The 15204-nt window shown below is 71.1% G+C and carries 13 protein-coding genes; 10 read left to right on the top strand and 3 right to left on the bottom strand.

Annotated elements, in window-relative coordinates:
* The first annotated feature begins 72 nt into the window (after nucleotides 1-72).
* Entirely contained in the window at nucleotides 73-1959 is a 1887-nt protein-coding gene (locus CP976_RS37590) for an ABC transporter ATP-binding protein (protein WP_150485676.1), read from the top strand.
* Nucleotides 1960-2067: 108 nt separating this feature from the next.
* Nucleotides 2068-2574 carry a hypothetical protein gene (locus CP976_RS37595; RefSeq protein ID WP_150484342.1) on the top strand — a complete coding sequence of 169 codons (507 nt, stop codon included), beginning with the start codon at nucleotides 2068-2070 and terminating at the stop codon, nucleotides 2572-2574.
* A 2-nt stretch (nucleotides 2575-2576) separates the two neighbouring features.
* Here the strand turns inward: CP976_RS37595 and CP976_RS37600 are convergent, their stop codons facing one another.
* On the bottom strand, nucleotides 2577-3560 hold the full coding sequence (locus tag CP976_RS37600) for a Bug family tripartite tricarboxylate transporter substrate binding protein (protein ID WP_150484343.1): 984 nt from the start codon (nucleotides 3558-3560) through the stop codon (nucleotides 2577-2579).
* A gap of 97 nt (nucleotides 3561-3657) precedes the next feature.
* Here CP976_RS37600 and CP976_RS37605 point away from each other — a divergent pair, with 97 nt between their 5' ends.
* Entirely contained in the window at nucleotides 3658-5286 is a 1629-nt protein-coding gene (locus tag CP976_RS37605; RefSeq protein ID WP_150484344.1) for a sensor histidine kinase, read from the top strand.
* A gap of 14 nt (nucleotides 5287-5300) precedes the next feature.
* The gene (locus tag CP976_RS37610; protein ID WP_167537595.1) at nucleotides 5301-6020 is read left to right on the top strand and encodes a response regulator; all 720 of its coding nucleotides are present in this window, start codon (nucleotides 5301-5303) and stop codon (nucleotides 6018-6020) included.
* 25 nt (nucleotides 6021-6045) lie between these two features.
* On the opposite strand, the gene CP976_RS37615 is transcribed toward CP976_RS37610, so the two are convergent.
* Both CP976_RS37615 and CP976_RS37620 read right to left on the bottom strand, forming a co-directional pair.
* Entirely contained in the window at nucleotides 6046-6327 is a 282-nt protein-coding gene (locus tag CP976_RS37615) for a hypothetical protein (protein ID WP_150484346.1), read from the bottom strand.
* Nucleotides 6328-6455: 128 nt separating this feature from the next.
* Nucleotides 6456-7403: a methionyl-tRNA formyltransferase gene (locus CP976_RS37620; protein ID WP_150484347.1), complete on the bottom strand. Its 948-nt coding sequence runs from the start codon at nucleotides 7401-7403 to the stop codon at nucleotides 6456-6458.
* A gap of 263 nt (nucleotides 7404-7666) precedes the next feature.
* On the opposite strand from CP976_RS37620, the gene CP976_RS37625 reads away from it, so the two are divergent.
* From CP976_RS37625 to CP976_RS37650, 6 genes are all read left to right on the top strand, one after another.
* On the top strand, nucleotides 7667-9022 hold the full coding sequence (locus CP976_RS37625) for a lysine N(6)-hydroxylase/L-ornithine N(5)-oxygenase family protein (protein ID WP_150484348.1): 1356 nt from the start codon (nucleotides 7667-7669) through the stop codon (nucleotides 9020-9022).
* A gap of 97 nt (nucleotides 9023-9119) precedes the next feature.
* Nucleotides 9120-10178, top strand: coding sequence for a FecCD family ABC transporter permease (locus CP976_RS37630; protein WP_150484349.1), 1059 nt, complete (start codon nucleotides 9120-9122; stop codon nucleotides 10176-10178).
* A gap of 23 nt (nucleotides 10179-10201) precedes the next feature.
* Complete coding sequence (locus tag CP976_RS37635; RefSeq protein WP_167537498.1) at nucleotides 10202-11263, top strand: FecCD family ABC transporter permease; 1062 nt, start codon at nucleotides 10202-10204, stop codon at nucleotides 11261-11263.
* 38 nt (nucleotides 11264-11301) lie between these two features.
* Nucleotides 11302-12141, top strand: coding sequence for an ABC transporter ATP-binding protein (locus CP976_RS37640; protein ID WP_150484351.1), 840 nt, complete (start codon nucleotides 11302-11304; stop codon nucleotides 12139-12141).
* Between the two features lie 114 nt (nucleotides 12142-12255).
* Nucleotides 12256-13314 carry an iron-siderophore ABC transporter substrate-binding protein gene (locus CP976_RS37645; RefSeq protein ID WP_150484352.1) on the top strand — a complete coding sequence of 353 codons (1059 nt, stop codon included), beginning with the start codon at nucleotides 12256-12258 and terminating at the stop codon, nucleotides 13312-13314.
* 46 nt (nucleotides 13315-13360) lie between these two features.
* Entirely contained in the window at nucleotides 13361-15148 is a 1788-nt protein-coding gene (locus tag CP976_RS37650; protein WP_150484353.1) for an ABC transporter ATP-binding protein, read from the top strand.
* The last annotated feature ends 56 nt before the right edge of the window (nucleotides 15149-15204 follow it).

Consider the following 15204-nt stretch of genomic DNA (forward strand, 5'->3'; position numbering starts at 1 on the left):
CGGGATGTCGGGGCGATGTGCGAGCGCCTTGACCTCAAGATTGCTTGAGGTTCTACGTTCTCTCCCATGAGTATGGAGACCACAGCGTGGACACAACTGCACACCGTCATGAACGCCCAGGAGGAGCGCCGTCCGTTCGCCCTCGCCACCCTGCGCCGCATCGGCGCGTTCGCCCGCCCGCACCGGCGCCGCATCGCCCTCTTCGTCCTCCTGGGCGTGGGGACCGCCCTGCTCGCCGTGGCGACCCCCGTCCTGGCCGGGAGTGTCGTCGACGCGATCGTCTCGGACGGCACCGAGAGCACCGTCGTACGCCTGTCCCTGCTCATCGCGCTGATCGCGGTGGCGGAGGCGGCGCTCGGCATCCTCGGCCGGAGGCTGTCGGCGACGCTCGGCGAGCACCTCATCCTCGATCTGCGGACCGCCGTCTTCGACCATGTGCAGCGCATGCCGGTGGCGTTCTTCACACGCACTCGTACGGGCGCCCTCGTCTCCCGACTCAACAACGACGTCATCGGCGCCCAGCGCGCGTTCAGCAACACCCTGTCCGGAGTGGTCAGCAACCTCGTCACGCTGCTGCTCACACTCGCCGTGATGCTCACGCTGTCGTGGCAGATCACCCTGCTCGCACTGGTGCTGCTGCCGGTGTTCGTGATCCCGGCCCGGCGCATGGGCAGCCGTATGGCCCGTATGCAGAGGGAGGCCGCGACGCTCAACGCGGCCATGGGCACCCGCATGACCGAGCGCTTCTCCGCACCCGGCGCCACCCTGGTCAAGCTCTTCGGGCGCCCCGAGGAGGAGTCGGCGGAGTTCGCCGAACGCGCCCGCCGGGTCGCGGACATCGGCGTCCGGACGGCGACCGCCCAGGCCGCGTTCATCACCGCCCTCACCCTGGTCTCCGCCCTCGCCCTGGCCCTGGTCTACGGCCTCGGCGGCACCCTCGCCCTGCGCGGCACCCTGGAGCCCGGCGCGGTCGTGTCGCTGGCGCTGCTCCTGACCCGGCTCTACGCGCCGCTGACCGCGCTCGCCGGGGCGCGGGTCGAGGTGATGAGCGCCCTGGTCAGCTTCGAGCGGGTCTTCGAGGTGCTCGACCTGAAGCCGCTCATCGAGGAGAAGCCGGATGCGCGCCGGGTACCAGAGGGGCCCGTCGCGGTCGAGTTCGACCACGTCCGCTTCGGCTACCCGTCCGCCGACAAGGTCTCCCTCGCCTCCCTGGAGGAGGTCGCCACGCTCGACAAGCGGGGCGGTGACGAGGTCCTGCACGGCATCTCCTTCCGCGCCGAACCGGGGCAGACCGTGGCGCTCGTCGGCTCGTCCGGCGCGGGCAAGTCGACCGTCGCGCAACTGCTGCCGCGCCTGTACGACGCCGACGAGGGCGCCGTACGCGTCGGCGGCGTCGACGTCCGCGACCTGAGCGCGCGCTCCCTGCGGGAGACCCTCGGCATGGTCACCCAGGACGGGCACCTCTTCCACGACACCGTCCGCGCCAACCTCCTCCTGGCCCGCCCCGATGCCACGGAGAGCGACCTGTGGGACGCCCTGCGCCGCGCCCGCCTCGACGACCTCGTACGGTCGCTGCCCGACGGCCTCGACACGGTGGTCGGCGAACGCGGCTACCGCCTGTCCGGCGGGGAACGCCAGCGCATGACCATCGCCCGGCTGCTGCTGGCCCGCCAGCGTGTCGTCATCCTCGACGAGGCCACCGCCCACCTCGACAACACCTCCGAGGCCGCGGTCCAGGAGGCACTCGCCGAAGCCCTCGAAGGCAGGACGGCGGTCGTGATCGCCCACCGGCTCTCCACGATCCGGACGGCCGACCAGATCCTGGTCGTCGAGGCCGGCCGGATCGTGGAACGCGGCACGCACGAGGAACTCCTGGCGGCGGGGGAGCGGTACGCGGAGCTGTACCGGACCCAGTTCGGCGGGACGGAGAGCCCGGTCGTGGAAGGGGCGGCCGCGTAGAGCGCCGACGCCCCGGCCTGGGTGAACGGCTCCGGGTGCGCATCCGTACCCCTGACGAGTACTCCCGCTGCCCGCGAGGGCAGGACGGTTCGCATCCGGAGAAACGACGTGTTCCAGCAGCAACCGCACGCACGATCCAACCGCCGGCCCCTGTCCCGCGCCCACCGGCTGCGCACCGCCGCGCCGGCCGCCGCGCTGGTCGTGCTCCCCCTGGTCACCGCCTGCGGCGGTGGTGACGACGCCGAGCCGGCCGCCGGCGGCAGGACGGCGACGCCGAGCGGGTCCGCCGCTCCCGCCGCCGGAGTCGTCGCGCCGGCGAAGGTGGAGGTGATCGCCGGCCTGACCGGCTGCAAGGTGAAGATCCGCACCGAGGCTGACGAGCTGCGCGAGGGCGTGTGCCACACGAAGAAGGGCGACTACCTCATCACCACCTTCCCCGAGGAGAAGCTCAAGGAGACCTGGCTGGAGTCGGCCAGCGTCTACGGCGGCAAGTACCTCGTCGGCATGCGCTGGGTGGTCAGCGCCAAGCCGGAGATGCTCGAACCCCTCCGCGCGAAACTGGGCGGCACCGTCCGGGAGTTGCAGGGCATCGGCCCCAGCGCGAACACCTCCTGACGTCACTGCGGCCCGAGCTCGCGGACGAGACCGGCGACCTGCCGGTCCTGCCGGGCCAGGTACGACTCGAAGGCACGGCCGGTGGCGAACACGTCCCTCCAGCCGTGCCGCCGGAGCTCGGCCCGCCACTGGCGGGAGTCGTGCAGCTCGGTCAGGGCCTCGACCCAGCGCCGCCGGTCGGCGTCGCTGATGCCGGGCGGGGCCACGATGCCCCGCCAGTTGGCGAAGACCAGGTCGATCCCCGAGGACTTCAGGGTCGGGACACCCGGCAGCACACCGACCGGCCGCTCGCCGGTGACGGCCAGGACCCGCAGCCGGCCGGCGCGGATCTGGTCGAGGAACTCGCCGAACCCGCTGGTGGCCACGTCGACCCTGCCGTCCAGCAGCGCGGGCAGCAGCTCACCGCCCCCACCGTCGTACGGCACGTACGCGACCTTCCTCGGGTCGATGCCGACCGTCTGCGCCAGCCGCATCGGCAGCAGATGGTCGGGGCCGCCGGCCGAGGACCCGCCGCCCACGCCGATGCTCCCGGGGTCCTCGCGCCAGGCGTCCACCAGCGCGCCGATCGTCCGGTACGGCGAGTCCTTCCGGACGACGATCGCGCCGGCCTCTTCGATGAGGCGTGCGATCGGGGTGGTCTCGGTGACGGTCACCTTCGACCCCGCCGCATGAGCCGCGCCCACGACTCCGAGGCCCATCTGGAGGGCGAGATCACCGTTGCCCCGCTCGTCGGCGAGGCGCTTCAGGCTCACCGTGCCGCCGGCGCCGGGCAGATTGAACACCTGCACGTCCGAGGCGATCCCGGTCTCCTCCATGACCCGGGCCGCGGTACGGGCCGTGGTGTCGTAGCCGCCGCCCGGGGTGTTGGGCACCATGAGCCGCAGGTCCCGCGCGGGTCCGCCGCCCGGCCACCCACCGCACGCCCCGGCCGCCAGCAGGGCCAGGGCCGAGAAGGCACCGAGTAAGGCGCGTGCGGGACGTCTCATGACACCTCACTTCCGGTTTTCCCTGGCCGGCGTCATGATTGTGCGACTCGGCACACGAGCCGCCCCACCTGTGTCGGCATTGAAGATTGAGTTCATTGTGGTCGCCACCTTTCGTCGCCATTCGCTCGCGGGCGAGATGCTGGTGCTCCAGCTCGCCATCGTCGTGGTGGTGCTGCTGGCGGTCGCCGCGGTCTCGCTCGCCCAGTCGCAGGCCACCTTCAACCGCGTCGAGGGACGCCGGGTGAGCGCGCTGGCCGAACAGTTGGCCGCCAACCCCCTGGTGCGCAGCCAGCTCGTGCGTCCCGCGCCCGGCGAGACCCTCGCCCCGCTGGTGCTCGCCACGCAGGCGCAGTCCGGAGTGACCTCGGTGACGGTGGCCGACGCCTCCGGCCGGATCGTCAGCTCCACCAACCCCACGGTGATCGGCGAGCGGCTGCCCCCGGGGCATGCCACCGACCAGGCGCGGGGCTGGTCGGGGCCGCTGACGCTGGACGGCAACCGCGAGCTGGCCGCCCGGGTCCCCGTCCTCGGGGCGACGGAGGAGAACCTCGGCCGGATCCTCGGCACGGTGATGATCGGCGAGGCCGATCCGACGGTGTGGCAGCGGCTCAACGGCGCCTCCTCATATCTGCTGGCCTACCTGGGCATCGCCAGCGGGCTCGGCGTGGCCGGCTCCTGGCTGCTCGCGCGGCGCGTGAAGCGGCAGACCCTCGGGCTGGAGCCGGGGGAGATCGCGGGGCTCGCCGAGCACCGGGAGGCGATGCTGTACGGCATCGCCGAGGGCGTGATAGCCCTGGACCCGCAGCACCGGCTCACCCTCGTCAACGACATGGGCCGCCGCCTGCTCGACCTTCCCGAGGACTGCGTCGGCCAGAGCCTGGACGGCCTGGGCATCGACGGACGGCTGCGCGACGTGCTGGCCGGAACCACCGCCGGCAAGCGGGACGAGGTCGTCGTCCGTCACGGCCGGGTCCTGGTGATGAACCGGATGACCGTCGCCAAGGACGGCCGGCTCCTCGGCTCGGTCACCACCCTGCGCGACCGTACGGAACTGGCCCGGCTGGAGCGGGAGATCGGTTCCTTCCGCAGCTCCTCGGAGCTGCTGCGGGCGCAGGCGCACGAGTTCGCCAACCAGCTGCACACCATCTCCGGGCTGATCCAGATCGGCGAGCAGGACGAAGTCGTGCGCTACATCCGCGCGTTGAACCAGCACCGGCAGTCCCTGGACATCACCCTCAGCCGCCGCGTGCGGGACACGGCGGTGGCCGCACTGCTGATGGCGAAGGCGTCCCTCGCGGCCGAACGGAAGGTCAGCCTGCGCATCTCGGACGACACCGCGCTGGAGCGGCTGGCCCCGGCGGACGCCGCCGACGTGGCGACCGTGGTGGGCAACCTCGTGGACAACGCCGTCGACGCCGCGGCGCACCACGGGGAGCGGTGGGTCGAGGTGGCGCTGCGGCAGGACGCCTCCAGCGTGGAGATCGTGGTCCGCGACTCGGGGCCGGGCGTGGCTCCGGAACTGGCCCGCGAGGTGTTCTCCCACGGCTTCACCACCAAGGCCGCGCGGGAGGGCGAGCGCGGTATCGGACTGGCCCTGACCAAGCTGGTCTGTGAACGGCACGGGGGAGAGATCTCGGTGGCCAACACCCCTGAAGGGGCCGTGTTCACCGCACGCATGACCGTCAGCCACCTCACCGAAGCGGTGGCGGAAGGAGCGGCCCCATGACCGGAACGCGCGGCATGACGGGAACGGACGACAAGACCGGAACGCGCGACAAGGCGGGCACGATCGACGTCCTCGTGGTCGACGACGACTTCATGGTGGCCCGGGTCCACCGCGCGTTCGTCGAACGCGTCGAGCCGTTCCGTGTCGTCGGCGTGGCCCACACCGGCGGACAGGCGGTCGAGGCCGTGGACGAACTGCGCCCCGACCTCGTCCTGCTCGACCTGTACCTCCCCGACCTCTTCGGCCTGGACGTCATCCCCCGCCTGCGCACCGCCGGCCACGCCTGCGACGTCATGGTCATCAGCGCCGCGCAGGAGGCCGACGCGGTCCGTGGCGCCGTCCGTCAGGGTGTCGTGGACTACCTCCTGAAACCCTTCGACTTCGAGGACCTGCGCCCCCGCCTGGAGCGCTACGCCGCCCAGCGGGGCCGGCTGCTCACGACGGTGGTACGAGGCCAGGCCGACATCGACCGGGTCCTGGCCGGGACGGGCGTTCCCGCATCGGCCCCCGCGCTGCCCAAGGGCATGAGCGTGGAGACCGCCGAACTCGTCGAGCGCGCCCTGCGCGAGGCGGACGGCACCCTGTCCGCCTCCGAGTGCGCCGCGCTGACCGGCGTGTCCCGCGTGAGCGCCCGCCGCTACCTGGAGTACTTCCACGGCACCGGCAGCGCGGAGGTGTCCCTGCGCTACGGCGTCGCCGGCCGGCCCGAACGGCGGTACTCCTGGCGGGCGTGATCCCCGACCACGGCGGGCCGTCGCCCTACGGCGGGCCGTCGCCCTGCGGAGGGCTGGGCGCCGGCACGGGGGAAGGCGCGGGGGCCGGGACGGAGACCGTCGAGGCGCCCGGCTTCTCCGTCGCGTCCTCCGCGATCCTCACGGTGTACAGGCCCGGACTCTGGTCACGCCACTGCCCGGATCCCGGGCCGGCGGCCGTCGCGGCGGTCAGGGGGAGCACCACGGCCCCGGTGAGCGCCAGGACCCAGCCGAGGACGGGGCTCAGGAGCGTGCCGGCAGTCCGGTGGTACGTGTCGTGGTAGGCCAACTGTCGTCCCGGTGGTTCGACTTGACGTCATGTACTGCCCCCATGGGCCTTACTGTCGCAGCCGCCGCCGGTGAAGGGAATCTTGAAACTTAAAGCCCCACGCGTTGCACAGAAGTTTCACAGCAGCGTCAGGGCTGGTTGGTCAGGTAGCCGCCCATGGCGGTGAAGTACTCGGTCGCGGGCAACTCCCGGCCGTCCTCGGTCCGCACGCGCGTGATGGCCAGGCCGTGGTTGCGGCCGGTGCGGGCGTCGGCTCCGGCCACGATCACCACGCCCTCGCCCTCGCGGTAGAAGATGCGGCCGGGTGTGCCGCCGTACCGCCCCTCCGAGACGACGGCGGCCAGGACCTCGAGTCGCTTGCCCTTGTGGAAGGTGAACGCGCTGGGGTACGGCTCGGACTGGGCGCGGACCAGGCGCTCCAGGTCCTCGGCGGGCCAGGTCCAGTCGATGCGGCTGTCCTCGATGGACCGCTTGTGGAAGAAGCTGGCCTGGGAGCGGTCCTGCTGGGTGAACTCCGTCTGCCCGGAGGCGATGAGGTCGAGCGCGCCGATGGTGACCGGGGCGATGAGGTCGACGGTCTTGTGGAACAGGTCGGTCGCCGTGTCCGCCGGCCCGACCGCCACCGCCTCCTGCCGCACGATGTCGCCGGCGTCCAGTTCGTCGTTCATCATGTGCGCGGTGACGCCCACTTCAGGCTCGCCGTTGATCAGCGCCCAGATCAGCGGGGAGAAGCCGGCGTACTTCGGCAGCAGCGAGTCGTGCACGTTCAGCGTGCCGTGGCGCGGCAGGTCGAAGATGCGCGGCGGGATCCACGTACGCCAGTTGTTGGCCACGATGATGTCCGGGTCGGCCTCCTTGAGGCGCTCGAACAGCTCGTCGTCGTCAGGGCGGTTGCGGATCACGACCGGTACGCCGTTCTCCTCGGCGAGGTCGGCGACCGAGTCGCTCCAGATCTTCTCGTACGCGTGCTCGCTCTTGGGGTGCGTCACGACCAGGACCACGTCGTGCTCGGAGTCCAGGAGGGCTTGCAGGGTGCGGTGCCCCCAGGTCTGGTAACCGAACATGACGACCCGCATGGGGTTCCTCCTCGAAGCAGGGAATGGCCGTGGCCAGTAAAGCAAGGCTTACCTAAGTGGTCAACGGGGCCAGTCCGCGCATGTGTTGACGACCCGCCCGCTCCGGGGTGTCCGTTTTGTCTATAGACACCTTCACGGGATGAGCTTAGCCTTACCTAAGTTTTGGGTGGTGCCTCTTCGGCGTGCCCGACTTCCGTACTTCCCGATGCTCGACCGACGGCTGCCTGCCCAGAAGGGCCGCCGCACCGCACGATGGGAGTGACATGGCACAGGCTCGTCCTGGCGACGCCCCTTTGATCCACGACCTCATAGGCATCGGCTTCGGGCCGTCCAACGTGGCCATGGCGATCGCGCTCAGCGAGCACAACGCAGGCGCCGGCGGGGAGGAGGCGGTCTCCGCTCACTTCTTCGAGCAGCAGCCGCGCTTCGGCTGGCACCGAGGCATGCTCATCGACGACGCGACCATGCAGGTGTCCTTCCTCAAGGACCTGGTGACGCTCCGGAACCCCGCCAGCGAGTACAGCTTCCTGTGCTACCTCAAGAGCAAGGGACGGCTGATCGACTTCATCAACCACAAGAACCTCTTCCCGCTGCGGGTGGAGTTCCACGACTACTTCGAGTGGGCCGCCGGCCAGGTCGACGACATGGTCTCCTACGGCCACGAGGTCGTCGGCGTCATGCCCGTCGTGCGCGACGGCGTCGTGGAGTACCTGGACGTGACGGTCCGTTCGGGGGAGGGCCTCGAGGTCCACCGGGCCCGCAACCTCGTCCTCGGCACAGGCCTGCGCCCCCTCATGCCGGAGGGCGTGGAGCGCAGCGACCGCGTCTGGCACAACTCCGAACTGCTGGGCCGCGTCGACGCGTTGGAGGGCACCTCACCCTCCCGGTTCGTCGTCGTGGGCGCCGGGCAGAGCGCAGCCGAGAACGTCGCCTACCTGCACCGCCGCTTCCCCGGGGCCGAGGTCTGCGCCGTCTTCTCCCGCTACGGCTACAGCCCCGCCGACGACAGTGCCTTCGCCAACCGGATCTTCGACCCCGAGGCCGTCGACGAGTTCTTCGCGGCGCCGAAGGACGTCAAACGCCGGCTGATGGACTACCACGGCAACACCAACTACTCCGTGGTGGACATCGACCTGATCGACGACCTGTACCGGCAGATGTACCAGGAGAAGGTCCTCGGCACCGAGCGGCTGCGCTTCCTCAACGTCTCCCGGCTCACCGGTGTCACGGAGACGCCGGACAAGGTCACGGCCGCCGTCACGTCCCTCGTCACCGGCGAGCAGACCCTCCTGGACGCCGATGTCGTGGTGTTCGCCACCGGCTACAGCCCCGCCGACCCCGTCGGTCTGCTCGGCGAGGTGGCCGACCGCTGCCTCCGGGACGACGAGGGCCGCGTCCGCGTCGAGCGCGACTACCGCATCGCGACGGAGCCGGAGCTGCACTGCGGCATCTACCTCCAGGGCGGCACCGAGCACACGCACGGCATCACCTCGTCCCTGCTGTCCAACACCGCCATCAGGGTCGGCGAGATCCTCGACTCGCTCCTCGACCGGGGCCGCAAGTCCGCCTCGGACGAAGCGCGGACGGTCGCCGACGGAACCGGCAGCCCGGCCCGCTAGTCCACCCACCGGTTTCGCCGGCACATCGCCGCGCCTCGCCAGGTGGGCCCACCCGGCAGGCGCGGCGGCACTGATCAAAGGGATAACGTACGTCGACATGGGCACGATCGCAGTGGAGCGTCCCGCGTCCAAGGTCACAACTCAGGCCCGTCGGCGCCGAGTTGTGGGGCTTGGCGCGCTGGTGCTGGTCCTCGTCGCAGCGGGGGCCGTGTCGTTGGCCGTCGGGGCGCGCGCGCTGAGCCCCGGCGAGGTGTGGCACGGGCTGTTCGCGGCACCGGAGTCCGACCAGCGGCTCACCGAGATCCGGCTCATCGTGGAGACCGTGCGGGTGCCCCGGACGGTGCTCGCGATCGTGGCGGGCGTCGCCCTGGGGGTCGGCGGTGCACTGATCCAGGGGTACACGCGCAACCCGATCGCCGACACCGGCCTGCTGGGCGTGAACTCCGGCGCCTCGTTCGCCGTGGTGACGGTGATCGCCGTGTTCGGGCTCTCCGACCCGTTCCAGTACATCTGGTTCGCCTTCCTGGGGGCGGCGGTCGCCGGTGTCGTGGTGTTCGGCGTCGCGAGCATCGGCCGCGGTGCCGGGAACCCGCTGACGCTCGCCCTGGCCGGGCAGGGCGTCACGGTGTTCCTCGCGGCGATGACCACGGCGATCGCGCTGTCGGACCAGAAGTCGCTGAACGCGCTGCGGTTCTGGAACGCGGGCTCCGTGGCCGGGGTGGGATTCGGTGTCATCTGGCCGGTGACCGCGTTCATCGCGGCCGGACTGGTACTGGCCCTGATCATGCTGCCGGCCCTCAACCTGCTCAACCTCGGTGACGACGTGGCGCGCGGCCTCGGGGTGAACATCGCGCTGAGCCGGACCATCGGCATCACCGCCATCACCCTGCTGGCGGGCGCCGCGACGGCCGCGTGCGGGCCCATCGCGTTCCTCGGGCTCATGGTGGCCCACGTGGCCAGGTACCTGACCGGCCCCGACTACCGCTGGCTGGTGCCGTACGCGGGACTGCTCGGCGCCATCGTGCTCCTGGTCTGCGACATCGTGGGCCGCCTGGTGGTGCGGCCGAGCGAGCTGGACGCGGGCGTCGTCGTCGCCCTGCTGGGCGCCCCGTTCTTCGCGGCTCTGGTGTGGCGCGGAAAGTTCAAGAGCGCATGAACAGGACAGGCGTGAACCCGCGCATGAACAGGACAGACGTGAAGCCGTCGGTGACGCCGGGCGTGCGGCTCGGCCAGGTGTCGTTCGTGTGGCGGCCGTGGATCGTGTGTGTCTCGCTGCTGCTCGCGGCGGCGACGTTCCTGGTGTTCTGCCTGTCCATCGGCGTCGGGGACTTCCCCATCCGGCTGCCCCAGGTGATCGCCACGCTCCTCGGCCGGGGCGAGCAGGTCGACGAGTTCGTGATCATGGATCTCCGGATGCCGCGCGCCCTGGCCGGGGTCGTCGTCGGCATCGCGCTGGGGGTGTCCGGGGCGCTCACGCAGTCCATCGCCCGCAATCCGCTGGCCAGTCCGGACGTCCTGGGGATCACGAACGGCGCCAGCGCGGTCGCGGTGTTCCTGGTGACGGTGTCGGGCGGGACGGCGGCGGCGATCGTCAGCTCCGTGGGCCTGTCGGCGGCGGCCCTCATGGGCGGTCTCGGCACGGGCCTGCTGGTGTACTTCCTCGCCTGGCGGCGCGGCATCGACGGGCTCCGGCTCATCCTCATCGGCATCTCGGTGAGTGCCGTGATGGAGGCCCTCACGACCTGGCTGCTGGTCACGGCCGACATCAGGGACGTGGCCCAGGCCCAGGCCTGGTTGGTCGGCTCGCTGGACGACCGGTCGTGGGACGAGGTCCAAGTGGCCGTCTGGGGCACGCTCGTCCTCCTGGTCGTCGTGGCGGGCGCCGCCTTCCAGTTCAAGCCGATGCACCTCGGTGACGACGTCGCCGCCGGCCTGGGCGTCCGTTACTCGGCCGTGCGAGCGGTCCTCCTCCTGTGCGCGGTGCTGCTGGCCGGCGTGGCGGTGAGCGCGGCGGGCCCGGTCCCGTTCGTGGCGCTGGTGGCCCCGCAGGTGGCGATGCGTCTGGCGCGCTGCCCGACGCCGCCCATGGTGGCCTCCGCGCTGGTCGGCGCGCTGCTGCTGACCGGTTCGGACCTGGTCGCCCGCACGGCACTGCCCGTCAGTCTCCCGGTCGGCGTGGTCACCGCGGCGATCGGCGGCCCCTTCCTCGTCTATCTGCTGGTACGGGCGAACCGCAGATAGCTGGTACAAAGTCAGGCGAGCCTAAGTAAGGGGGCCTTGTGGTCACTCAGTCCGTCACCGGGGTCGAGTCGAAGTCCGATCAAGCCTCACGGCTGGCAGCCAGGGGCGTCACGGTCGGCTACGGCGCCCGGACCGTCATCGACGATCTCGACGTGGCGATACCCCCCGGGGTGATCACCACCATCATCGGCCCCAACGGCTGCGGGAAATCGACCCTGTTGCGCACCCTGTCCCGGCTGCTCAAGCCGTCCAAGGGGACGGTCGTGCTGGACGGCGACGACATCGCCCGGCTCAGGACGCGGGACGTGGCGAGGAAACTCGGCCTGCTGCCGCAGGCGCCGGTCGCGCCGGAGGGGCTGACGGTGGCCGACCTGGTCGCCAGGGGCCGCCATCCGCACCAGAGCTGGCTGCGGCAGTGGTCCTCGGACGACGCCGACGTGGTGGAGCGCGCCCTGGCCATGACCGGGGTGTCCGACCTGGCCGACCGCCCGGTCGACGCGCTGTCCGGCGGTCAGCGCCAGCGGGTCTGGATCTCGATGACCCTGGCCCAGGGCACCGATCTGCTGCTGCTCGACGAGCCGACCACCTATCTCGACCTGGCGCACGCGATGGACGTGCTCGATCTGGTCGACGATCTGCACGAGTCGGGATGCACCGTGGTGATGGTGCTGCACGACCTCAACCTGGCCGCGCGTTACAGCGACAACCTCATCGTGATGCGGGGCGGGTCGATCCTGGCGCAGGGGCATCCCCGTGACGTGCTGACCGCCGAGTTGCTGCACGAGGCGTTCGGACTGCGTGCCAAGGTCATCGACGACCCGGTGGGCGACCGGCCGCTCATCGTCCCGATCGGTCGCACGCATGTCCAACTCGACTAGTTAGCCATAAAGTTACGTCAGTAAGGCTAGGCTTACCTTACTGCCTTGCGATACGGTTTGCCTGCCCTTACCCGGGGGCGCAGTGGACAGTGCGAACAGCAAGGGGATTGACGGATGCTCCTCCACAGAACGACGCGCAGGACGCCATGGCGGCGGGCCGCGGCACTCCTCTCCGCCGCGGCGCTCGGCGTCGGCCTCCTCGCCGGGTGCGGTTCCGAATCGGACTCGGCGGACAAGGGCAGCGACAACACCTCGACCGCCGCGGCCGGCGCCTTCCCGGTCACCGTGGAGCACGCGTTCGGCACCACGAAGGTCACCGAGACCCCGAAGCGGGTCGTCACCGTCGGCTACACCGACGACCAGACCGTCCTGGCGTTCGGCATCAAGCCGGTCGGCATGACCGACCAGTACCCGAACCCGGCGGGCCAGAGCCCCGACATCAACACCCAGTGGCCCTGGGTGAAGGACAAGTGGGGCGACACCAAGCCCGAGGTCATCATGAAGAACGGTGACACCGGCCCCAACTACGAGAAGATCGCGGCCCTGCGCCCCGACCTGATCGTCGCGGTCTACTCCGAGATCGACCAGGCCGGCTACGACAAGCTCTCCAAGATCGCGCCTACGGTGGCCCGCACCAAGGCCGAGAAGGAGCCGTTCAGCGCCCCCTGGCAGGACAACGCCCTGCACATCGCCAAGGCACTCGGCAAGGCCGAGGAGGGCGAGAAGATGGTGCAGGACATCCAGGGCAAGCTCGACGCGGCCAAGAAGGCGAACCCCGAACTCGCGAAGCAGACCGCCGTCGTGCTGTCCTGGTACGAGAACTCGGTGGCGCCGTTCACCTCCACCGACGTGCGCGGCCGGCTCGTGACGGGCATCGGCTTCAAGTACCAGACCGAGATCGACAAGGTCGCGGACGGCAGCTTCTACACCAAGCTCTCGCCCGAGCGCGTCGACCTGGTCGACGTCGACCGCATCTTCGTCATCAACGACAAGGCCGACACGGCGGCCCTGAAGAAGTTCAAGCTGTTCGCCAACCTGGACGCCGTGAAGAAGGGCAACGTGTCCTACCTGCTGGACAGCGAGGGCCCGGCGGTCGGCGCGGCCATCTCCCAGGGCACCCTGCTGTCCATGCCGTACGCCGTCGACGAGCTCGTGAAGTCGGTGGCCGAGTAGCGATGCCGGTCACCATGTCCTGTCCCCTTCCCGCCCGGGTCGCGGTGTGAGCGCGACCGTCACCCGCCCCGCCCCGGCGACGCTGCACACGGCGACCGGGCGCGAGGCCACCCGATGGGTCGCGGCGCACTGCCGCGAGGTGCCCTTGCTGTCGGCGGCCACCGTGCTCACCACGGTGGCCGGCGCGGCGCTCCAGGTGCTCCCGGTCCTGCTGCTCGGCCGGGTGGTCGACGGCGTGGTCGAGGGCGAGTCGCGCTCGATCCTGGTCACCATCGGGGTGTTGATCGGGGCCGCCGCGCTGCTCGGCGCGGCGGCCACCGCGGTGTCGACCTACCTGATCGGCCGGCTGGGCGCCGACCTGCTCGCGCGGCTGCGGGAAGGAGCCGTCCGGGCGGTGCTGGGGATGCCGAGCGCCCGCATCGAACAGGTCGGCCGGGGAGACGTGCTCTCCAGGGTCGGCGACGACGTGGCCGTCATCTCCAAGGGCATCCGTACGGCCATCCCCACGGTCTTCTCGGCCGGAGTGCTGGTCACCATCGCCACGTTCGGCATGTTCGGGCTGGACTGGCGGCTCGGACTGGCGGGCGCCGGCGCGCTGCCCGCGTACGCGCTCGCCCTGCGCTGGTACCTCCCCCGCTCCGCGCCGCTCTACCGGAAGCAGCGGGTGGCCCAGGCCGACCGCGCGCAGGCGTTGATCAGCGGTCTGAACGGGATCGACACGGTCCGGGCGTACCGACTGGAGGGCGCCTTCCGCGAGAAGGTCACCAGCGAGTCCTGGCGGGTGCGCGATCTCGGTATCGAGGTGTTCCGGTTCTTCGGCCGGTTCGTCGGCCGGGAGAACCGCGCCGAGTTCATCGGGCTGGTCCTGATCCTCCTGGTGGGGTACGCCCTGCTGGAGGCCGACGCCGCCAGCCTGGGCGAGGTGTCCGCGGCGCCGCTGCTGTTCCACCGGCTGTTCGGCCCGCTGGGCCTCATCATGTTCACCTTCGACGAGGCACAGAAGTCGGGCGCGAGCCTGACCCGCCTGGTCGGCGTGCTGGGGGAGGCCGGGGAGGGCCGGCTGGTGGGTGACCCGGCCGTCGCGCCGGCGGACGCCGAGCCGTTGCCGGTGACGGTGCGGGGGCTGACGTTCCGTTACCCCGGCGCCGAGGAACCGGTGCTGAGGGACGTGGATCTGACGATCCCGGCCGGGGGTTCGCTCGCCCTGGTGGGTGCGACGGGTGCGGGCAAGACGACCCTGGCCGCGCTGATCGCGGGCATCGGGACTCCCGAGGCCGGGTCCGTGCGCATCGGCGCGACCGACCTGGCGGGCCTGGACGAGGCCGGGGCGCGGGCCCTGGTGAGCATCCTGACGCAGGAGACGCACGTCTTCTCCGGCCCGCTCGCCGACGACCTGCGGCTGTCCGCGCCGGGGGCGACCGATGCCGAACTCACGGACGCACTGCGCACGGTAGGCGCCGACGCCTGGGTCCAAGCGCTGCCCGACGGGCTGAACACCACGGTCGGCGAGGGCGGCGAGCGCCTGGACGTCACCAAGGTCGCCCAGATCGCCCTGGCCCGGCTGGTGCTCGCCCGCTCGCCCGTGGTGGTGCTCGACGAGTCCACCGCCGAGGCCGGCAGCGAGGGCGCCGCCGAGCTGGAACGCGCGGTCGTGGCCGCGTGCGCGGGCCGGACCACGCTGTTCGTGGCGCACCGGCTGACCCAGGCGATGGCGGCGGACCGGATCGCCGTGCTGGACGCGGGCCGTGTCGTCGAACAGGGCACGCACGACGAGTTGGTGGCTCTGGGCGGCCGGTACGCGCGACTGTGGCAGGCATGGCGCGAGGGTAGTTAGGCAAGCCTAAGTTAGGCTGGGCTTACTTTGGTTTCCTTGAAAGGGTGCTGAGTCTT

The sequence above is a fragment of the Streptomyces coeruleorubidus genome, assembly GCF_008705135.1.
GTDB lineage: Bacteria > Actinomycetota > Actinomycetes > Streptomycetales > Streptomycetaceae > Streptomyces > Streptomyces coeruleofuscus.